The sequence below is a fragment of the Tenacibaculum gallaicum genome, assembly GCF_003387615.1.
Classification (GTDB): Bacteria; Bacteroidota; Bacteroidia; order Flavobacteriales; family Flavobacteriaceae; genus Polaribacter; species Polaribacter gallaicus.
In genome coordinates this window covers 517,869-539,805 of the sequence record NZ_QUNS01000001.1, presented here as the reverse complement: position 1 = coordinate 539,805, position 21,937 = coordinate 517,869, and the positions used below count along the sequence as shown (strand labels likewise).

Sequence of the window (21,937 nt, the reverse complement as noted above, 5' to 3'; positions counted from 1 at the left end):
AACGAAAGTGAAAAATCTTAAAAACGTAAGTTACTATGTTGAATGAGATTCCTCCTCGTACCTCGTTCGGAATGACAAATTATTTTAAAATCGTTTCAATTCCTGGTAAGGTTTTTCCTTCTAACATTTCTAACATCGCTCCTCCTCCTGTAGAAACGTAACTTACTTTATCCGCAAACCCGAATTGTTTTACTGCAGCAACTGAGTCTCCTCCGCCTACTAACGAAAATGCCCCATTTTTAGTAGCTTCTACAATTGCATTTCCTAAGCCAATCGTTCCTTGTGCAAACTTTTCCATTTCAAAAACCCCTAAAGGTCCGTTCCATAAAATAGTTTTAGATTTTGCGATAACTTCTGCAAATTTTTCTGCGGTTTTAGGTCCACAATCTAATCCCATCCATCCATCAGGAATTTCATTAGTATCTATCACTTGTGTATTCGCATCGCTTGAAAAAGCGTCTGCAATAATCGCATCTACTGGTAAATGAATTTCTGTATTATTTTCCTTTGCTTTCGCTAAAATATCTAACGCTAATTCTAATTTATCATCTTCCACTAACGAATTCCCTATCGTTCCTCCTAAAGCCTTGATAAACGTAAACGTCATTCCACCACCTACAATAATATGATCTACTTTTTCAATAATATTTTCAATCACTCCTATTTTAGACGACACTTTTGCTCCTCCTAAAATAGCAGTTACTGGTTTTTCTGAGTTGTTCAATACCTTATCAATGCTTTCAATTTCTGTTGCTAACAAATTTCCGAAACATTTATTCTCTGGAAAAAATTGTGCAATAATTGCGGTAGATGCATGGGCTCTGTGAGCAGTGCCAAAAGCATCATTTACATACACATCTCCTAATTTAGATAACTGTTCAGCAAAAGCAACATTTCCTGTTTTTTCTTCTGGGTAAAAACGTAAGTTTTCTAACAATAAAACTTCTCCGCTTTTTAAGTTTGCCACAGCTTCTTCAACTATTGAACCGACACAATCATCCACAAATTTCACTTGCACACCTAATACTTCTGTTACACTACTAACAATATGACGTAACGAAAATTGATCTTCTTTTCCTTTCGGGCGCCCTAAATGTGACATTAAAACGCAACTACCTCCATCTTCTAGTATTTTAATAATGGTTGGTTTTGCTGCTTGAATTCTTGTATTGTCAGTTACTTCAAAAGTATCGTTTAAGGGTACATTAAAATCTACACGGATTAACGCTTTTTTATTTTCGAAATTGAAATCGTTCAATGTTTTCATCTAAGTTGTGTTCTTTGTTTCAGCAAACAAAAATAATTATTTAAATCTGATTGGTTTCTATTCTTTTTGAGCTTTCAATCTTATATCTTTGTTAAACTTACATACAGTATGAATACAACCTCTATAAAAATAACATCTGAAAAACTCAATTTACAAGAGTGTTATGATTTTGTAACTGACCCTTCTTGCGGCGGAATTGCTGTTTTTGTGGGTACTGTAAGAGACGCTACTCAAAACAAGGAAGTTACACAGCTTGATTTTTCTACATACAAACCTATGGCACTTAAGGAAATGCAAAAGATTGCAGATGCTACTTTGGATAAGTTTGATATAAAAAAAATTGCCGTTCACCATGCAGAAGGCTTGTTAGCTATTGGTGATATTCCAGTGATTATTACAGTTTCTTCTCCTCATAGAAAAGCGGCTTTTGATGCTTGTCAGTATGCTATTGATACTTTAAAAGAAACAGTGCCTATTTGGAAAAAAGAATTTTTTGAAGATGGAGAGGTTTGGGTAAATGCACATCCTTAAAAATAGTATATTTGGAAATAAGAATTTTAATTGGGGCATTAGCTCAGTTGGCTAGAGCGTTTGACTGGCAGTCAAAAGGTCATCGGTTCGACTCCGATATGCTCCACTATTTAATACGGTAAATCAACAGGCTCCACAAAATTGATTACTGGATTGTACAATTCTGTTAATAGATTCTTTATTTCTGTCATAAACTCCTCTAATTTTTCTTCTGTTATTGCATTATCTGGAGTTCGATAGTTGGATGAAAAGTTCATTTGTAAAAAACCACTTTTTAAGTTTTTAAACGAAATTATTCCTGCTGCTAATGGTTTCTCAAAATTAAATTGTGTGTCTTGGGTATATAAAAAAGCGTATAACATTACCTGAATAGCTTTGTGATATTTTAAATCGCGTATAAGTTCAAAGTCGAGCACTTTTAAGTTTGTACTATCAACCATTCCTGTTTTATAATCGATAATTCTGGTAACGCCATTTAACTCATCAATTCGGTCAACAATTCCTTTTATTTTTATAGGAAAGTCAATTCCTTCTACCTTAATTTCTGAGGACAACTCTTGCTCTGTAGCTACTATTTTCAGTTGATTGTTTTCATTTTTCAACAAGTGCTTCTCTTTTGCTAAAAAATTCTCTACAAAACGATTTGCAACTTCAAAAATCAATCGGTTTTTTCCTGTGGTTAGATCTCCGTTTTTAAAGTGCTTCGAAAAATAAAAACTTACCAGTTCTTTCGTTTTTTTCTGCATATTTTCAACATCTTCTGCATGCAAAAATTTTCCTTCAAAAGGTTTATACAATTCTTCTAAAGTATCGTGTACAATAGTTCCCATAGTATTTGCTGCAACAGTTTCTTCAACATCTTCTAGCTCATTAATTTTTAAAATTTTCTGTTTGTAAAAGGCTATCGGATTGTACAAATAATTGGTCAATGCTGACGGAGAAATTCCTTTGTTTGCTAATTCCCGTAACCGTTCTAATACTTTTTCATCCTTTTCAATTTCTTTTAACTGAACAGGCGACGTTACTACTTTCGGACTGATAATTTTTTCTGTAATATCATCTCGCATCATTTCTAACTGTGTTACAAAACGACTTTTTTCTCCGCTTCCAAAAACATCATGTTCCGTATTGTACAAAATGTAAATATTTTTAGCCCGTTGTAACAATCGGAAAAAGTGGTATGAAAACAATGCGTCTTTTTCTCTATACGTTGGCAACCCAAACTCTATTTTTACATCAAAAGGAATAAAGGTGTTTTGTTGTTGGTTAGCTGGTAAAATCCCTTCATTTACTGAAGTTATGATTACGTTTTCAAAATCTAACACACGTGTTTCTAACACTCCCATTAGCTGTAATCCTTGTAACGGTTCTCCTTGAAATGATAAACTTTCCGACTGAATTAATTGTCTAAAAAATTGATGCAAGGTTTTTAAATCTTGTACATAGCCAAATTCATTATGCAAGTTTTGTAACTGAGTAAATGTGGTATAAAAACGAAATAAATATTCTTTTTCTAACTCATTTGCTCCCTCTTTTAATAAGTTTATCAACTCAATTATTCTACTTAAAAACTCACTAATTGATGAAAATGGGTTCAAAATAGTTATTATAACTTTTTTTATTTCCTCTGGTAAAGGAGATAAAAATGTTACTATTTTTTCTTGACTAATGAATGTATTATTTTCTTTAGCTACAGATTCTGAAATTATATCAGCAATATTTGTTTCTTCATTTAACTGCAATAATGTATAAATAGTTGCATCTTTCACCAAACGAACCACATCTTTGTGATAAAAAAGATTCTTTTCTTTCTTTTCTAACTTTTCTTGATTGATGAACAAGTGAAAGATGGCAAATACTAAACTCGTTGTCGGAATATCTTTTAGCGGATATCCCATTGTAATGTTTACTGCATTTACAGTTGCTGGTAATGAGTTCAAAGTGATTGGCAATAGTGTTTCATCTGCTAACACCAATGCTGTATTATTATAATTAGGGAGTTTTGCTAAAATTTCGCCTGCGTATTTTATCTGCGTAATGTTTTTGGACGCTCCAATTACTTCGATATGTTTCTCTTCTGAAAAATACTCTTTAATAGTTTGAATTGGATTTTTCTGATAATACTTCCAGCGAGTTTTGTATTTCCTTAAAAAACTTCCTGCTTGGTGCTGACTTTCATAAAAAGTTCTGTCAACATCCCAATAAGCTTCTGCATTTCCGTTTAATAAAAACTGTTCAAACAATAATTCTTCTGCAGCGTTTAAGGCATTAAATCCTATGAAAAAATATTTTTTTTGTTGATTTTTATTAATAAAGTTCGCTACTTTTTTGGTCGCTTCTCTGTACAAAACTCCTTGATATCCGATGTTATTTTTTACTAAAAACTGATAAAAAGTATCGTAATATTTGTTCAGTTTTTCCATAAAATAAAAATGATCTTTCATCAATTCTGTTTCATGAAACTCTCCTTTTACTGACCATTTTCGTAAACGGTGGATATCACGTAAATACACAAATATTTCTCGTGTATTAATTAAATGCTGATCGATTTCATTGAAATCTTGTAACACTGTAAATGCCCATGACGAAAACACATCAAACGAATCTGGGTTCTCTTCTTGTTCTTTATAAATCGTATAAAAATGAAAAAGGAGCTGTACGGAATCTACTTTTTTCATTTCAGAAATTTCTTCAACAAAATCACCAATATTGATAATCTTTGGTAAAAAACCTGCAGAAATTTTATTTTTAAATGTTTCTTTTACAAAAACCCCTGCTCTCTGAGATGGCAGTATAAACACAACGTTTTCAAACGATTTGGTGTTTTGTAAAATAGTATCTAATGTTTCTGAAATAAAAGACTGCATACCTTGATTTTATTGTAAGCAAAGTACAATTTTTATCCTATTTTTGATAGAACAAACAACGTATATTCATGAGTACAACGAATACTTTACAAGTGGCTTTGATTCAATCGGATTTAGTTTGGGAAAATCCGACAACTAACAGAAAACAGTTTGAGCAGAAAATTAACTCGTTATCTACTACTATCGATTTAGTTGTCTTACCTGAAATGTTTACTACAGGTTTTACTATGAATGCTTCAGCTGTTGCTGAAACAATGGAAGGTGAAACGGTGCAATGGTTACAAGATTTATCTCAAAAAAAATCTATTGCCATTACTGGGAGTATCATTATTAGTGAGAACTCTACTTTTTACAATCGTTTGTTATTTGTACATCCTTCAGGAAAAATCGATTTTTATGATAAAAAGCATACGTTTTCCTTGGCTAGTGAGCATGAAACTTTTTCCGCAGGAACTGAAAGAATTATGGTTGATTACAAAGGCTGGAAAATCTGTCCGTTGATTTGTTATGATTTACGCTTCCCTATATGGGCTAGAAATACTGAAGATTATGATTTATTGTTATATGTAGCGAGTTGGCCTAAACCACGTATTGAAGCATGGGACAGTTTATTAAAAGCGCGTGCTATTGAAAACATGAGTTATACGATTGGTGTGAATAGAGTAGGAGTAGATGCCAATAATTATGAATATACTGGAAATACGGTTTGCTACGATACTTTAGGCAATTGTTTGGCCAAAAATAGTGAAGGAACTGAGGAAATATTAATTGTTGAGTTAAACAAACAAGAGCAAACAAAAATCCGTAATCGATTTCGCTTTTTAGATGATAGAGACGAATTTATACTTCAATAAAAAAGCAACCTTTCGGTTGCTTTTTTATTTTTATGCAGGAATCATCCATTTAAAATTAAACTTTGTATCAGGTACTGAGATACGTTCAGTTATTCGGTACATTCTGTCTGGTAATTTCATTAAGAAATCACGTGCTTTTTCTGCTTCTGGAGTTAAATTAGTAATCTTATCAATTTCCCAAGTAGTATTTAATTTTCTCAAAATATCTACATAATCAAAACCAGTATACACACCTACTCTTTGTGCTACTGTTGAGAAATCATCAAATAAGCTTCCTTTTTCTCCAAATGATTCTCTTAAGTGCATTGCAGGCATTACTATTTTGTATTTCATCATGTGTTGAAACGCTAACATCATCTCACTTGGATCTATCTTAAAAATTTCTTTTACAAATTCTGTATATGCCATGTGATGACGCATTTCGTCTCCTGCAATAATTTTAGACATTTTAGCTAATGCTTTGTGTCCTTGTTTTTTGGCTATTTTAGCTACGTTATTATGTGAAACATACGTTGCTAATTCTTGAAAACTTGTGTATATAAAGTTTTTATACGGGTCGGTAGCAGTACCAATATCAAATCCATCAGCAATTAAGTGTTGTGTAGATACTTCTACCTCACGCATATTTACTCTACCTGAAAGGTATAAATACTTATTTAACACATCTCCATGGCGGTTTTCTTCTGCTGTCCAAGCTCGTATCCATTTTGCCCAACCATTATCTGGTTGTTGGGTAACTCCATCTAAATCTAATAACCAAGATTCATATGTTGGTAGTGCTTCTTCGGTAATAGTATCACCTACTAAAACCACCCAAAAATCATCGTCAAGTTCTTTTGATAGTTCTTGAATTTCTTTTACTTCTTCTATAAAAGAATCTTGTTGTGAATTGGGTAAAAAATCTGTCGGTTGCCAAATTTTTTCAATTGGCATTAAGAACCTGTCTACAAAACTGTCAATGTTTTTTTCCAGCGTTTGCATTACTTCCTTTCTAATGTTTTGTATTGACATAATTTAGGTTAAGGGTTTATATTTATTGTTGTTTGTTTTTGTTTAGTATATAGCTGATTTTACAGCTGCTTCTGTCTTAGAAACTAACTCCTCAAACGGTAAACTATTTACCTTTATTGGCTCGTGAGTTATTATCTTTATTGGGCTTCCTATTCCTAACGGGAATTTTCCGTATTTAAATACTTTCCATGAGTTATTGACTGATAACGGAACTACATAGGCCTCTGGGTTGTATTTAGCTAACATTTTAAGTCCGTTTACAGAAAACGCCTTAGGTTTTCCTGTTTTACTTCTTGTTCCTTCTGGAAAGATCGCCGCTGACCATTTGTTCTTATTAATTCTTTTGGCAAACTTTCCTAATTCTGACAGGGCTTGTTTAGCATCTCTTCTATCAATTAAAGCAGCGCCTCCATGTTTTAAGTTGAAAGAAATACTAGGAATTCCTTTTCCTAGTTCTTTTTTAGATACAAATTTGGGGTAGTGTTTCCTAAGATACCAAATAATTGGCGGAATATCAAATGTACTTTGATGATTTGCTACAAAAATTAATGTTGTGTTTTCTGGTAAGTTGTGTTTATTTTCAAATTGAACTCTAATTCCTAAAATCAATAAAGACTTTATCAAAAACCAGTTCATAATGTTTACCACATTCTGATGTCCTTCTTGACCAAAAAGCTTTAACCCAACCCATTGTAATGGGTGAAAGATTAATAATAAAGAAAAAAACACCAATGCAAAGATTGATGAGAGTATATAACTTAAAGCCTTCATTCTATATAGTTATTTTGTTGTTTGTTTGGTTCTATTATTTAATAGGTTAAAATCGTTATAAATCATACCGATTTCATTATTAAAACTTTACTAGTGCGCAAAAATAGAAAATCCCGCGGAAGCGGGACTATAATTTTATCTTAAAACAGACTTGGAACCCAATTTTTCCAAGGAATGATTAATAATATTGCTATTAGTGCTAATCCATAAAAAATAGCAAAGGTTTTAAATTTAGCTTCACTTTTTACTTTCTTTTTATGTTTTGACCATCCTATAGTTATTAATGTAATAGCAATAATCATTAATACTGGATGCTCAACAGCTAATAACCTCTTATCTGAATCGCCCATCACCTCTCCTACATTACCTTTTAACATTTGATACCAAGGAGACATAAAATACCACCCTAAACCTATTAATAGTTGAATATGAGTTGTAATTAAAGTAAACAGCCCTAAACGAAACTCTTTATGAGTAAATTCTTTTTTTTGTATTAAGCCTATAATAGCATTTACCACCGTAAATATTAAAACTACTAATACAATGTATGCCCAATAAGAGTGCAAAGTTTTCATCATGATTTGTTAATTTTTTGTACTTGTAAAAGTACTGAATTTTCTGCATAAAAAAACCACCTCGTGTGAGGTGGTTTTTGAGTTTGTTTCTAATTAAAATTATTAGAAGCTTAATTTAACAGATGCGTTCCATGTTCTACCATAACCAAAACGTCCATTATTGCTAGTATTTACACCTTTCCAGTTTTCTAATGGATTATTAGAAGCTTGAGTGTTTCCGCTTACAGATTCTAAATATAATTCATCAAATACGTTATCTACATTAACTCTAAAGCTAATACCTTTTAAATAAGTACCTTCTTTTAATTTAGGGCTAAAAGATAAACCTAAATCAGTTAAATTATAAGTTGGTAATTTAACTGTAGCTTGTGTTAAAGAACCTGTTGAATAAAGATTTTTATAGAAGTTCCAGTTACCATCTATAGATAAAGTAGGTAGTATTTTATAGCTAGCCATAACACCTGCAGTTGTTTGAGCTGCTCCACCAACTTTAAACCCATCTAATACCACTTCTTGTTCTGTTCCTATTTGATTTCCATCTGAGTTAAAAGTTCTTTGGTTTCCATTACCATCAAACTCCCAATTCCCAACAGACACATAACCATCTAATTTTAAACCTGGTAAAGGATTTGTCATTATTTCCAACTCAACTCCAGAGTGAAGCTGTGCTACACCAAATGTTTGGTAAGACTCATAAGCAGGAGTATCAAAAGTTTCTCCATTATTACTTAATAATGTTCTGTTTGCCCATTTAGTATAGTAACCATTTAAGTTAACCGAAACATACTCACTACCAAACTGGTAACCTAATTCTAACCCTGTAATCTCTTGATTTTTAACTGCTGGAGTAATTAAAATATTTGAATTTCTAATTTCTTCAAAAAGATCATCATGGAATGGTTGACGAGAATAATAACCTGCGTTTGCAAAAACCTTATGGCTTTCATTTATTTCGTATGCTGCTCCTACTTTTAAATTGTATCCAAAATTAGAAACCTTTTCAGAATCAGTTCCCTCAGTAAAATTATAATAATCCGTTTTTACGTGATCTTGATTTGAAACAGCTCCTTGGAAGAAAGCAGAGAATGCATTTTTAGAATATTCTAATTGCGTAAATAATCCATAATAAGTAATATCTTCCTCATAATCATACCCTAATCTTTGATCGTGGTCTGAATTTGGGTTAAATACTGCAGACCAAGGGTTTATACCTCCATAAGAGTTAGTAATTGTATAGTTACCAGAGAAAACACTAGACTCATCTAATGAAGAAACTCCAATGAACTCATTTACACCTCTAAAATGAATACCGTTATATGCTCTTACATCTGCACCAACATTAAAATCAAGGTTATCTGTTAATTTTGTAGAATAGTTAGATACTAAACCATACCAGTTATGGTTGTTAAATGAACCTCTAGCATATAATGCTTCTCCTGTATTTCTATCTGTAATTAAAGAAGCGAAAGAGCCTCTACCTAATGAACCGTATAATACTGTAGATAAAGATGATTTTTCATTAATTGTCCAATCCCAAGAAAGGTTTGCTACTGGTTTATGATATATGTTACGCCCTCCAGGGTATACTTTAGAACTTCCTAATGTATTAGGGCTATTTACGTTATTAGTATTCCAGTCATTATATCTAATACCATTATCTAAGAATGTTTGAATACTTCCTCTTCCAGCAGCAGCATGCCATTGAGGAGCTCCTGTTAATAAGAAATTGAATGTGTTATTCTCATTTGGTTGGTATCCTACAGATAAGAAATATGTTTGACCTTGACCGTGAGTATTGTCTACATAACCATCACCTTGCCAGTGACCAAACATTCCAGAGAAAGACCATCCTTTTTCAGACACTCCTGTAGAATAATATGCAGTTGTTTTAGTGTATGCATTGTTACCTATTGTTTGTCTCACATAACCTCCTTCTTTATTATCAATGGTCTTTGTTACAATATTCACTGTACCACCAACTGAAGAAATAGCCAATTTAGAAGAACCTAAACCACGTTGAACTTGAATTGCGTTAGCTACATCCATAACTCCTGACCAGTTTGACCAGTACATTTTACCGTCTTCCATTCCGTTAATAGGCTGTCCGTTTAATAAGAAAGCCGTATTAGTTTGATCAAATCCACGTAAGAACATTTGACCGTCTCCAAAACCTCCTGCTTTAATGCTCTGTACAGAAGGAGTAGATTTTAATACTTCAGGTAAATCCCATGCTCCAGACTTAGCTTGAATTTCAGAAGCTTTAATAGTAGACACTGCTACTGGAGTTTTTCTATCTTCTGCTAGGTCAATTACTCCTGATGCAGTAACAACGATTTCCTCTAAAACATTAGATGGTTCTAAAGCGATAGTTCCTAAATCTGATCCTCCAGAAAAAGACACTTCTTTGTTAGTATACCCAACAAACGATACTATTACTACCCCTGAGTTAGAACTAGCGTTTAGCATAAATTTTCCATCAAAATCAGTAGCCGAACCGTTTGTAGTCCCTTTTACTACAACGTTAGCTCCTGGTAATGGTTCCCCCATTTCGTCAACTACTGTACCAGTAATTTTTGTTTGACCTAAAACTGTAGCTGTTACAAAGAACAAAGCTACAAGTAATACATTTTTAAATGTTTTCATTTTTTAATCTAATTGTTATTAAATGCAGGTGCAAATATCCTGCTTTTCATTAGTGTTAATATTAACTTAATGTTAAGTTTTAACAAGAATTTAAGACAACAATACATACAAAAAAGAGATCTAATCTCTTATTTACAACAACTTACACGTTAAAGGCTTTGTTAACAAAACCTATATATAGGTTAAAAAATATAAAAGAGATACGATTAACTAAAATCTAATCGTTTATAAGTTTTTTTTGGGCTAATTCTTTTCCTAATTCTACACCAAATTGGTCGTATGAAAATATGTTCCATATAACGCCTTGAGTAAAAATTTTATGTTCGTACATACCTAAAAGCATTCCTAAAGAAAAAGGAGTTAGTTTTTTAAAGAGTATTGAATTACTAGGGTGATTCCCTTTAAATACCTTATATGGTAAAAGCTTATTAATCTGATTTAACTGATTATTTGTTTTTAAGTCTAGATGTGCTTCCTCTTTAGTTTTACCATAAGCTAATGCATCTTGTTGAGCAAAATAATTTGCAAGCAATTTTTCATGATGATCTTCTAAGCTATGTAAGGGTTCTTTAAAACCTATAAAATCAACAGGTATTAATTTAGTTCCATGATGTAGTAATTGCATAAAAGCATGCTGAGAATTCACACCTGTTCCTCCCCAAACAATAGTCCCTGTTTGATAATCAACTTCATTTCCGTTTCTATCAATATCTTTACCATTACTTTCCATCACAGCTTGTTGTAAGTATGCTGGAAGTTTTTCCAAGTATTCACTATAAGGCAGTACCATTTCCGTTTCCGCATCAAAGAAATTATTATACCAAACACTTAAAAGAGCTAAGATAACTGGTATATTTTTATCAAAATCAGAAGCCTTAAAATGGTCATCCATTTTTTCAGCTCCTCTTAGTAATTCTTTAAAGTTATCAAAACCTATGGATAGAGAGATGGATAAACCTACAGTTGACCAAAGTGAAAAGCGACCACCAACCCAGTCCCACATTGGAAATATATTTTTCTTATCAATTCCAAAATTATCAACTGCTTTGGTATTACATGAAACTGCAACAAAATGTTTAGATACATCAAAGACTGTTGCTGATTTTAAAAACCAATCTCGTATAGTATTAGCATTGTTAATTGTTTCTTGAGTCGTAAAACTTTTGGAAACTACAACAAAAAGTGTTGTTTCTGGGTTTATTGTTTTTAATATATCCGAAACGTGGTCACCATCAATGTTAGAAACAAAGTGCGTATTCAATTTATTTTTATAAAACTGCAACGCTTCTACAACCATTTTAGGTCCTAAATCAGAGCCTCCAATACCTATATTAACAATATCTGTTATTGATTTTCCAGTATACCCTTTCCACTTTCCTGAAGTAACTTTATTACTAAAAGCTTTCATTTTTCGTAAAGCTGTATTTATTTTAGGCTTTACATCTTTTCCTTCTACAAGAATAGGAGTATCTGAACTACTTCTTAAAGCTGTATGCAATACTGCTCTATTTTCTGTAGCATTAATTTTGTCTCCTGAAAAATATTTTTCTATAGCTTCTTTTAGCTGAACTTCTTCAGCTAAAGAAATTAATAGATCGATTGTTTCTTGAGTTATTCTGTTTTTAGAATAATCAACACTTAATTCATCTAACAAAATAGAAAAGTCATCTTGTCTGTTTTTATTCTTACGAAACAGTTCTTTTAGCTCATAATTTTTCGCTTCATTAAAATGTTTTGTTAACTTATCCCAAGCAGTGGTCTCTGTTGGGTTTATATTTTGTAAGGGCATAATTAATTCGTAGCTAAAATTTCTTTTTCTTTAAATGAAAGTGGTTCAAGTTGTGGTAACTTTATACTATCTAATTGTCTTTTAAGTGGTTTTATATACTCTAAATATGTAGGTTTTATTTTAGGATCTAAAGGTTCTGCAGAAGGTAATTTTTCACGAAACGGATCTACTTGCCGTCCATTTTTCCAAAAGCGATAACAAACGTGAGGTCCACTAGTGTTGCCTGTCATACCTACCCAACCTATAATATCTCCTTGCTTTACATACTCACCAACTCTAACTTTTCGCCTTTTCATATGTAAGTATTGAGTCGTATAAGTACTATTATGTTTTACTTTTACATAATTCCCATTGCCTCCTCTTCTTGCAGACTCAACAATTGTTCCACTTGCCGTTGTCATAATAGGAGTTCCATACCTAGCTGCAAAATCAGTTCCTTTATGTGGTCTTACTCTATTACCGTATAACTTAATCCTTCTTCTTAAATTATATCGTGAAGAAATTCGATACTGAAATTTAATTGGTGATTTTAAAAATGCTCTTCGTAGCATGTTTCCGTCTTGGTCATAATACTCAGGAATTTTTCTTATCGAATCAGCAACAAATCTGTAAGCATACAAATCTTCTCCATTATGTTTAAAAATAGCGGCTTTTACCTTACCATAACCAACAAAAATAGTATCATTGATAAACTTTTCTTCAAAAATTAACTTAAATGTATCTCCTTTTTGCAAACGGTAAAAATCTAAGGTCCAAGCATAAATATCTGCAACCGTATTTGTTAGTGTTGGTTTTAACTGTAAGCTATCCATTGTTATGGATAAATTAGAATAAATTTCACCTGCTATTTCTTTTTCAACAGTTTTTATCTTTTTTCTATGTTTATATGCAGATATTATTGAGTCTTTAAAATCAATAACTGTAGCTTCTACTTTGTTATGCTTGTAGATAAAAACTTGGGCTTGATCTAAACTATCTTTTGAAGTTAAAATTGTATACGCCTTTCCTGATCGTATTCTCCTTACATCAAAAGTGTCTTTAATTTTGGTTGCTATTTCATTAATTTTCGGATACATTACATGGTGTCTATCCATAATAACTCCAAAACTTTCTCCACTTTTAATTGTGTCGTTAATGACCTTATAGTTATCTAAATTAAAACCGTAAATTTTAATGGGCTTCGGTTTTTCAACTTTAACTGGTTCTTGTACGACGACTTTCTTTTCTTCTTTACACGAAAAGAAAAGACATAAAATAATGAATGTAAGAATGAGTTTTTTCAAAAAAAGCTGCTTTAGATTTGAGTTTATGCGCAAAAGTACAAATAAATACTATTTTTCCTCCCACTTTAACAATTCTTAAACAGCTTATATCATTTTTTTAATCAACTATTACTTCAAAAGGATTTGCTAACCCTTTATAAGCATCTAATTCTGCACGTAGTGAACCTACTGCTAGGGAAGCTTTCATTTTTATTGGTACTTTATTATCATCAGCTGAAATCCAAATGGTAACACTTTCTTTTGCCTTAAAAACTCTACCTGCTTGTACCAATGGTCTAAACTTTTGTGTTTTAACCTTACCAAATTTTGTTTTCACTGTTTCATAGCCTAAAAACCGTAATTTAAATGGGTAGCTTTTATTATCAAAAAACATATCAAGTTTAATTTCATCCCCTTTTCTTAATTTTTTTGTATTCTGACTTCTTAAAAAGTAAAAGGTAGAAATCATATCTTGAGGTGACCTAACAGAAATTAACGTATCTTTTTGCTTACGAAAATCTTGAACATACGCTGTGTTTTTTTCGTGATTGAAAGTTATATGACGATTCTTTTTATGTCCGCCTTCATCTATTTTTCTTTTGAATAAATAAGGCTCAACTTTGTCAATTCCAAAATAACTTTCATACCTATCATCAACCTTAAAGAACCAGCTAATAACTCCTGATGTTTTCCCTGTACCCACGGCATGCAGCACTTTTTTATTATTTAAACTCTTTTCTTTTAGTTGCAAAACAGCTGTTCCTGCTTTTAAAAACCCACTGTAGCTCATATCAAACCGAAGCCATTCTCCGCTTTTGTATGCTCTTGTATTACTTTGCGCAAAAAAACTTTGTGTAATAACTAAAAATGTAAAAAACAATATTCTTTTCCTCATAATGTTCAAACTTATGAAAATTGATGGACAATTACCGTTCCAAAAATCAAAAAAGCTGTTTAACAGAACATTAAACAGCTTTTATCTTATTGTTATCAGAGATTAAAAAGTTCCCCAATTTTTCAATTCTTCTTCACTCCATAGATATGGGAAGAAAATTCTTCTTTGATACTTCGGATGCAAATATTTACGCCAATTGCTTCCTCCCGTTGCTTCCAAATCACCATCACTTCCTCCCAGATACTTTCCTGCTGCATTGTAGTGAGCCATTACCCATTTTACATTTACTGTATAATCATAATGTCGCATTGCTTTGATTAATTCTTCATTTTCTTGAACTTCTTTAGGTAGTTGCTGAAATTTTTTTGAAAGATTACAATCATTATAATCTTCCATAAAATCAATAAAATCACCCATATATTTTTTCTCAAACAACGTTAATAAAGTTGTTTTTTGACCTGTATTATAGTTTTTACCAGCTGCTTGCCAATATAGATGATCATAGGCGTTTTTAAACGATGAATTTCTATCTATTGTATCTCGGTAACGAGCATCTATTAAATTGATAAGATCAGTAGATGCGAACTCAATCTTACGATATTGTGCACTTTGAAATCCACTTGCTGGTGTTAGTGTATTTCGAAATTTTAAGTATTGCCCTACATCCATTCCATCACCCATAACCGTAAAGGAACTACATAGCATATCAAAATAACGACTAACACGCATTAAGTGCTTTGAAAATTTTTCTGCGGAAATTTCAGAAGATTTTGCTACTTGTTCAATTTCCCACAATATCATTTTAAACAACAATTCATTTACTTGATGATACATGATAAAAACCATTTCATCTGGTAAAGTAGTTCTAGGAATTTGCAACCCTAAAAGTGCATCTGTTTGTATATAATCCCAATAGGTTATAGGTTCACTCCAGAGCAACCCTTCCAACATTGCTTCTACAGGAACTCCTAACTTATCGTATTTTTCTTCTATTGCTTTTAATATTTCTTCTTTACTCATTTTCTTGTTTTTTTGAGAAAAAAGAAAAGAGAAAAGAGAAAACAGACAGTCTAACTATCTATTTTCTTTTCTCTTTTTTCTATTATCTATCTTAGTCTATAAAGTTCCTCTTAATTGTTGTTCTCTTTCAATTGATTCAAACAATGCTTTAAAGTTTCCTGCTCCAAATCCGCGTGCCCCCATTCTTTGAATAATTTCGAAAAATAAAGTTGGACGATCTTCTACTGGTTTTGTGAAGATTTGTAATAAATATCCCTCTTCATCAGCATCAATCATAATTCCTAAAGATTTTAGCTTTTCAATATCTTCTCTCAATTCATGACTAAATTCTTCTAACCTTCCAGGAACTGCTTTATAATATGCTTCTGGTGGAGTTGATAAAAACTCTACTCCTTGAGATCTTAATTGGCTTACTGTTTTTATAATATCGTCGGTAGCCACAGCAATGTGTTGCACTCCTGCACCTTCATAGAAATCTAAATATTCTTCAATTTGAGAGCGTTTCTTTCCTTTTGCTGGCTCGTTAATTGGGAATTTAATTCTTCCATTACCGTTAGACATTACTTTACTCATCAAAGCTGAATATTCAGTATGAATTTGTTTATCGTCAAACGATAAGAAGTTTTCAAATCCCATTACATCTTCATACCATTTTACCCAAACATCCATTTGATTCCAACCAACATTACCAACCATATGATCGATATATTTTAATCCTGCTACAGGTGGGTTATAATCTGATTTCCACTCTTGAAAACCTGGTAAGAATGTTCCGTTGTAATTTTTACGCTCAACAAACATATGCACAGTTTCTCCGTAAGTATAAATTCCTGCTCTTACAACTTCTCCATGCTCGTCTGTTTCAACAGTTGGCTCCATATATGATTTTGCTCCGCGAGAAATTGTTTCTTCATACGCTTTTCTTGCATCCTCAACCCAAAGTGCTACTACTTTAACTCCATCACCATGTTTTACAATATGGTCGTTAATTGGAGATTTACTGTTTAATGGTGTTGTTAAAACTAATTTAATTTTATCTTGCTTTAACACATAACTCACCTCTTCTGTTGATCCAGTTTCTAAACCTTTATATGCATATGATTGAAATCCGAATGCTGTTTTATAAAAGTGAGCAGCTTGTTTTGCATTACCTACATAAAACTCTACATAATCTGTTCCTAAAAGTGGTAAGAAGTCTTGCGCTCCTTCAAATATTTTTTCTAAACCGTAGTTTACTGATTTTATTTCTTTTGACATGTTTATTCGTTTTTAGATACGAGAAAAGAGAAACGAGAATCTAGACTTTTAGAGTTTATTTTGAAAACCCATCGTTATTTTTTGAAACTCTGTTATCTTTTCTTCAATCAATGTTAATTCTTGTTGTGTTATATAATTCCTTTTATAGGCTATAATCAGTTGTGTTTCTAATTCAAATGAAGAACCTAAAGCTATATCAATAAAATGAGAAAAGGACTTATCTGTTCTTGATGAACCTTCTGCAATATTACTAGGTATCGAAACTGAACATCTATTTATTTGGGAAACTAACCCAAACTTTTCTTCCTTAGGAAACTTGTCCGTAAGCTTAAAAACACCTTCAACTATATTTATCCCAATATTCCAAATTTTAAGGTTTTTATAGTTATGTCTTTTCATAGTTAGGAATTGTCTCTTCTCTTTACTCTTTTTTCTCTATTCTATTCCTCTAGCCAAGATTTGTAATAATCTTCATCTGCTATTTTCATAGCCTCTTCGGTTACTTTTAAAGGTTTAAAAGTGTCTACCATCACCGCTAATTCTTCGGTTACTGTTTCTCCAATACTTCTTTCTACAGCCCCTGGGTGTGGTCCATGTGGAATTCCTGCTGGATGTAATGAAATATGACCTGCATCTATGTCGTTTCTACTCATAAAGTCACCATCTACGTAGTACAATACTTCGTCAGAATCAATATTACTATGATTGTATGGTGCAGGAATTGACTCTGGATGATAATCATATAACCTCGGAACAAAACTACAAATTACAAAAGCATCTGTTTCAAATGTTTGGTGTACTGGTGGTGGTTGGTGAATACGCCCTGTTATTGGTTCAAAATCATGAATTGAAAAAGCATAAGGATAGTTATATCCATCATACCCAACAACATCAAAAGGATGTGTTGCATATACCATTTCAATAATTTCGTTTTGCTTTTTTACATTGATAATGAAATCTCCTTTTTCATTATGTGTTTCTAGCTCTTCTGGTCTTCGAATATCACGCTCACAAAATGGTGAATGCTCTAATAATTGACCAAACCAGTTACGGTACCTCTTTGGAGTGTACACTGGACGATACGATTCTACAATAAACAATCTGTTATCTTCTATATCAAAATCCAATTTATAAATAACTCCGCGAGGGATTACTAAGTAGTCTCCATACTTGAAATCTAAGTTCCCAAGCATTGTACGTAATTTTCCTGTTCCTTTATGAATAAAAATTACCTCATCTGCATCCGTATTTTTATAAAAATAGTTTTTGGTAGACTCTTTTGGAGCCGATAAGATGATATTACAGTCAGAGTTGGTAAGTACTACTTTTCTACTTTGTAAGTAATCGTTTTCTGGTGGAACTTGAAATCCTCTAAAGCGATATGATTGAATATTATTTTCTTTCGCCACTTTCGGAGCAATAGAGTATTGCTTCCGAATTTCTTTAACCATCGTTGGTCTATATTCATGATAACTATTAGTTGACATTCCGTCAAAACCAATTGTACCAAATAATTGTTCGTAATATAAACTTCCGTCTTCTTTACGAAACTGAATATGTCGCTTGTGTGGAATTTTTCCTAATTTATGATAAAAAGGCATATTTAATTAATTTGATGATTCAACAATCTGTTAATTTTACAATTAACTCTTTTTTTCTTTAGTCAATTCACCCTGCTTTTTATGTAAGCAGTGACTAGATTTAAAAATTAATCAATAATAGCTACTCCGGATTCCGTTTTATCATGAATTTTAAATGCGCTAAAAGATCTTTCCAATGCATTTTAATAGGTTTTTAGTTGTGTTTTACAAATATACCAAAATTAAAAAGATGTTGATATCTCATTAAATTTCAAAATTTTAGATTTTTTTATTTAAAATTAATCTAAATAAATTTTGATACTCAACCTTCCTAGAATACATTTGCGCCGTAAAAACAATTTTTATTAAATCTAAATAAGTTAAAAGAGATGAAAAAAATCATACCCATATCGTTGGTATTGTTTTTATTTATTACAACATCAATAGTCGCTCAAAACAACTCTATTAAGGGTGTTATTGTATCAGAAAACAATGATTTACTCTCTTCTGTAAATATAATTTTAAGCTCTACAAGTCATGGAATTATTAGTAATGAAAAAGGGGAGTTTGAGTTTAAAAATTTAAAAAAAGGTAAACATGTAATTAATTTATCAATGGTTGGTTTTGAGAGAAAATCAATTACAGTAAGACTTAAAAATAACGAATCTAAAAATCTTGGCAGGATTCTTCTTAAAGAGGCTATCGATGAGTTAGACGAAATCACCATTAATGGAGTAAAAAACAGATACGCTAAGAAGAAGGTGTCTAATTCTTTACGCTTACAAACACCTATTAAACAACTACCTCAAAACATTCAGGTAGTTGGCTCAGAGGTTTTACAAGATCAACTTGTAACAAATATGCTAGAGGGAGCTTTTAGGAATGTAAGTGGGGTTAGTAACATAGAGCATTGGGGAAATTTCGCACGTGTTAACATGCGTGGGTTTAGATTACCTGCTTTTAGGAATGGTGTAAATATTCAAGACTCTTGGGGACCTTTGTCTGAAGATACGTTTATGATAGATCGTATAGAATTTGTCAAGGGACCTTCAGGCTTTATGATGGCTGCTGGTGAACCTGGTGGTTTTTATAATGTAGTTACAAAAAAACCTACTGAAGAAAAAATAGGGTCTATAAACTTAATGGCAGGCAGTTTTGATACATATCGAGCTGCGGCAGATTTTGGTGGATCTTTAACAAGTGATAAGCGTTTACTAGCTCGTTTAAATGTTTTATATCAAAACACAGGAAGTCATAGAAAATTTGAGGATAGTGAACGTATTGGTGTTGCTCCTTCATTATCATATAAAATAAGTGATAAAACAGACTTCTTAACTGAGTTTTCTTTTCAAAAACTAAACACTCTTTTGGGATCTGCTTATATTTTTGCTCCTTTAGATAAAGGGTTTGGGAGCCTTCCTAAAAACTTTTCTATGGTTGACAGTAATTTTCCTGACACTGATATTAAGGAAGTTAGTTTATTAAACCAACTAACACATCGCTTTAATAATAATTGGTCAGTAGAAGCAAAATATGTTACTATGTTGTATACTCAACAAGGCGCTTCTGCATGGATAGATACGAAAAGTGGTGTACAAGATAATGGTGATGTTGTTAGAACTATAAGTGTTTGGGATGCTATTTCTGAAAGTGAATATTTTCAACTATATGCTAATGGTAAATTTAATACCGGAGCAGTAACCCATAAAGTTATGGGAGGGTTTGATTATACGGATAAAGAGTATTTTGCTGATTTTTATCAAGGTGGTGCAGTAGACACTCCTACAAATCCTTTTAATATATACAATCCAACTTACGGGGATCGTGTTTTTCCTGTATTCGATAGAAGTACTCCTTTAAAAGACCGCACCCCTTCTTACTCTTACGGAACAAAAATAAACTCTATATACGCTCAAGACGAAATAGGATTTTTAGAGAATAAAATACGTTTGACATTAGCGGGTAGGTACACTCAATTAACCCCTAAAGGAGATATTACAACTAAAAAATTTACTCCAAGAATTGGTTTGAGTGCTGATATAACTCCACAAATTACTGCGTACGGTTTATATGATCAATCATTTTTAGCAAATGATGCTATTGATAATACAGGGAAGAGGTTTGACCCTATTGAAGGAACTATTTACGAAGCTGGTTTAAAAACCAATTGGTTAAACGGCAAAATAAACGCTTCTTTAAGTGCATATATTATCAATAAAAACAACATTACTACTAGCGATCCTACCGACCCTACTCGTCAGTTTAGCATTTTACTTGGAGAAGTAGAATCAAAAGGTTTTGAGTTTGATATGCAAGCGCACATTACAAGTGAATTAGACTTATTATTAAATTATGCTAACACAGATGTGGAAATCGCAAAATCAAACATATCAAACGTAGTAGGAACGCGAATTGCAGGACACGCTAAACATATTACCAATGGTTGGTTAAACTATAATTTTAATCAAAATTCTACCTTAAAAGGCTTTGGAATTTCTTTAGGATATCAATACTTAGTAGATAGAACTTCTTGGACAATAGGAGCCAATAATAAGGCAGAACTTCCTGACTATTTTAGAATGGATGGTGGTGTGCACTGGAAAAACAACAAATTCCGTGTTGCTTTAAATATTAATAATATTTTAAATAAACATTTATATTCTGGTACCAAAAACGATAAATTTCTTTATTGGCAATCTGAACCAGGGATTAACGGTAGAGTTTCTCTTACCTATAACTTATTCTAACAACCCAAAAACCACCTAAAATTTAGGTGGTTTTTATAAATTATTAAAAAATGAAAAAATCAATTTTTACCATATTATTCTTAGCTGTATTTAGTAATTCTTTTGCCCATTACATTTGGATTGAAACTAGTTCTACAGGAAAATTAAACAATGAACACAAAATTAAAATTCGTTTTGGAGAGTTTTCGGAAGGTGTAATTGAAAAAGTAGGCGGAGAAAACTATAACAATGTAAAAAACTTTACTATTTGGTTAATCGCTCCTGATGGAACTAAAACAACTTTACAAACAATAGCTAAAGACGATTATTATAGTACCTCTTTTGTTCCTAAACAAAAAGGAACATATACCATTGCACTTGACAATAAAAATATAAAAGTGTTTGATTTTACAAAATACGATTACACAACCTTTAAACCCGAATATCATGCTAAAGCTAGAGTTGTCGTAGGTACATCAATAACAGAATTAAAAAGTACGAATCCAGAAGGAATTGAGATTATTGATATTACTCCAAAACAACATACAAATGCTGATGAAGTTATCTTAAAAGTATTGTACAAAGGCACTGCCCTTAAAAAAGGAGAAATTACTTTATTCACTCAAGGAAAATGGTCGGTAAAAGAAAAAACCAATGAAAAAGGATTAGTAACATTTAAACTACCTAAAAAGACTACTTATACCGTAGAAGCTACACATGAAGAAAAGACACCTGGTACGTACAACAATGTTAACTATAACATTATTTGGCATTGTGCGACTTATTGTATAAAAAACTAGTGTTAAAATTTATTTAAAATAATTCTAAATAAATTTTGGTGTTAATTTTTCTTAAAATACATTTGCCTAATTATATTTATTAAATCTAA

The 21,937-nt window shown here is 32.0% G+C and carries 17 protein-coding genes and 1 tRNA gene; 5 read left to right on the top strand and 13 right to left on the bottom strand.

What is annotated here, in order from left to right:
• Window positions 1-79 precede the first annotated feature (79 nt).
• The gene (locus C7448_RS02495; protein WP_115899771.1) at window positions 80-1,267 is read right to left on the bottom strand and encodes a phosphoglycerate kinase; all 1,188 of its coding nucleotides are present in this window, start codon (window positions 1,265-1,267) and stop codon (window positions 80-82) included.
• A 108-nt stretch (window positions 1,268-1,375) separates the two neighbouring features.
• Here C7448_RS02495 and C7448_RS02490 point away from each other — a divergent pair, with 108 nt between their 5' ends.
• Both C7448_RS02490 and C7448_RS02485 read left to right on the top strand, forming a co-directional pair.
• Window positions 1,376-1,798, top strand: coding sequence for a molybdenum cofactor biosynthesis protein MoaE (locus C7448_RS02490; RefSeq protein ID WP_115899770.1), 423 nt, complete (start codon window positions 1,376-1,378; stop codon window positions 1,796-1,798).
• 32 nt (window positions 1,799-1,830) lie between these two features.
• Window positions 1,831-1,904, top strand: a tRNA-Ala gene (locus tag C7448_RS02485).
• A 4-nt stretch (window positions 1,905-1,908) separates the two neighbouring features.
• On the opposite strand, the gene C7448_RS02480 is transcribed toward C7448_RS02485, so the two are convergent.
• A complete protein-coding gene (locus tag C7448_RS02480) occupies window positions 1,909-4,665 on the bottom strand; it encodes a PD-(D/E)XK nuclease family protein (RefSeq protein ID WP_115899769.1) in 2,757 nt (918 codons plus the stop codon).
• A gap of 68 nt (window positions 4,666-4,733) precedes the next feature.
• Between C7448_RS02480 and C7448_RS02475 the strand changes: the two genes are divergently transcribed.
• Window positions 4,734-5,519, top strand: a complete 786-nt coding sequence (locus C7448_RS02475; protein ID WP_115899768.1) for an amidohydrolase — start codon at window positions 4,734-4,736, stop codon at window positions 5,517-5,519.
• A 30-nt stretch (window positions 5,520-5,549) separates the two neighbouring features.
• On the opposite strand, the gene C7448_RS02470 is transcribed toward C7448_RS02475, so the two are convergent.
• The 11 genes from C7448_RS02470 to C7448_RS02420 all read right to left on the bottom strand — a co-directional run bounded on the left by C7448_RS02470 (window position 5,550) and on the right by C7448_RS02420 (window position 18,343).
• A complete protein-coding gene (locus C7448_RS02470) occupies window positions 5,550-6,530 on the bottom strand; it encodes an acyl-ACP desaturase (protein WP_115899767.1) in 981 nt (326 codons plus the stop codon).
• A gap of 42 nt (window positions 6,531-6,572) precedes the next feature.
• Window positions 6,573-7,301 carry a lysophospholipid acyltransferase family protein gene (locus C7448_RS02465; RefSeq protein WP_115899766.1) on the bottom strand — a complete coding sequence of 243 codons (729 nt, stop codon included), beginning with the start codon at window positions 7,299-7,301 and terminating at the stop codon, window positions 6,573-6,575.
• A 140-nt stretch (window positions 7,302-7,441) separates the two neighbouring features.
• Entirely contained in the window at window positions 7,442-7,876 is a 435-nt protein-coding gene (locus tag C7448_RS02460; RefSeq protein ID WP_115899765.1) for a hypothetical protein, read from the bottom strand.
• A 102-nt stretch (window positions 7,877-7,978) separates the two neighbouring features.
• Complete coding sequence (locus C7448_RS02455; protein WP_115899764.1) at window positions 7,979-10,519, bottom strand: TonB-dependent receptor; 2,541 nt, start codon at window positions 10,517-10,519, stop codon at window positions 7,979-7,981.
• 217 nt (window positions 10,520-10,736) lie between these two features.
• Complete coding sequence (gene pgi, locus C7448_RS02450) at window positions 10,737-12,308, bottom strand: glucose-6-phosphate isomerase (protein WP_115899763.1); 1,572 nt, start codon at window positions 12,306-12,308, stop codon at window positions 10,737-10,739.
• A gap of 2 nt (window positions 12,309-12,310) precedes the next feature.
• Window positions 12,311-13,591: a peptidoglycan DD-metalloendopeptidase family protein gene (locus C7448_RS02445; protein ID WP_115899762.1), complete on the bottom strand. Its 1,281-nt coding sequence runs from the start codon at window positions 13,589-13,591 to the stop codon at window positions 12,311-12,313.
• Window positions 13,592-13,688: 97 nt separating this feature from the next.
• Window positions 13,689-14,465: a DUF3108 domain-containing protein gene (locus C7448_RS02440; RefSeq protein WP_115899761.1), complete on the bottom strand. Its 777-nt coding sequence runs from the start codon at window positions 14,463-14,465 to the stop codon at window positions 13,689-13,691.
• Window positions 14,466-14,567: 102 nt separating this feature from the next.
• Window positions 14,568-15,485 carry a tryptophan 2,3-dioxygenase family protein gene (locus C7448_RS02435; protein WP_115899760.1) on the bottom strand — a complete coding sequence of 306 codons (918 nt, stop codon included), beginning with the start codon at window positions 15,483-15,485 and terminating at the stop codon, window positions 14,568-14,570.
• 96 nt (window positions 15,486-15,581) lie between these two features.
• On the bottom strand, window positions 15,582-16,742 hold the full coding sequence (hppD, locus tag C7448_RS02430) for a 4-hydroxyphenylpyruvate dioxygenase (protein WP_115899759.1): 1,161 nt from the start codon (window positions 16,740-16,742) through the stop codon (window positions 15,582-15,584).
• A 48-nt stretch (window positions 16,743-16,790) separates the two neighbouring features.
• Entirely contained in the window at window positions 16,791-17,141 is a 351-nt protein-coding gene (locus tag C7448_RS02425; protein ID WP_115899758.1) for a four helix bundle protein, read from the bottom strand.
• Window positions 17,142-17,182: 41 nt separating this feature from the next.
• Complete coding sequence (locus C7448_RS02420; protein WP_115899757.1) at window positions 17,183-18,343, bottom strand: homogentisate 1,2-dioxygenase; 1,161 nt, start codon at window positions 18,341-18,343, stop codon at window positions 17,183-17,185.
• 368 nt (window positions 18,344-18,711) lie between these two features.
• Here C7448_RS02420 and C7448_RS02415 point away from each other — a divergent pair, with 368 nt between their 5' ends.
• Together C7448_RS02415 and C7448_RS02410 are read left to right on the top strand one after the other, a co-directional pair.
• A complete protein-coding gene (locus C7448_RS02415; RefSeq protein WP_115899756.1) occupies window positions 18,712-21,069 on the top strand; it encodes a TonB-dependent receptor domain-containing protein in 2,358 nt (785 codons plus the stop codon).
• A 50-nt stretch (window positions 21,070-21,119) separates the two neighbouring features.
• The gene (locus tag C7448_RS02410) at window positions 21,120-21,848 is read left to right on the top strand and encodes a DUF4198 domain-containing protein (RefSeq protein ID WP_115899755.1); all 729 of its coding nucleotides are present in this window, start codon (window positions 21,120-21,122) and stop codon (window positions 21,846-21,848) included.
• Window positions 21,849-21,937: the final 89 nt, after the last annotated feature.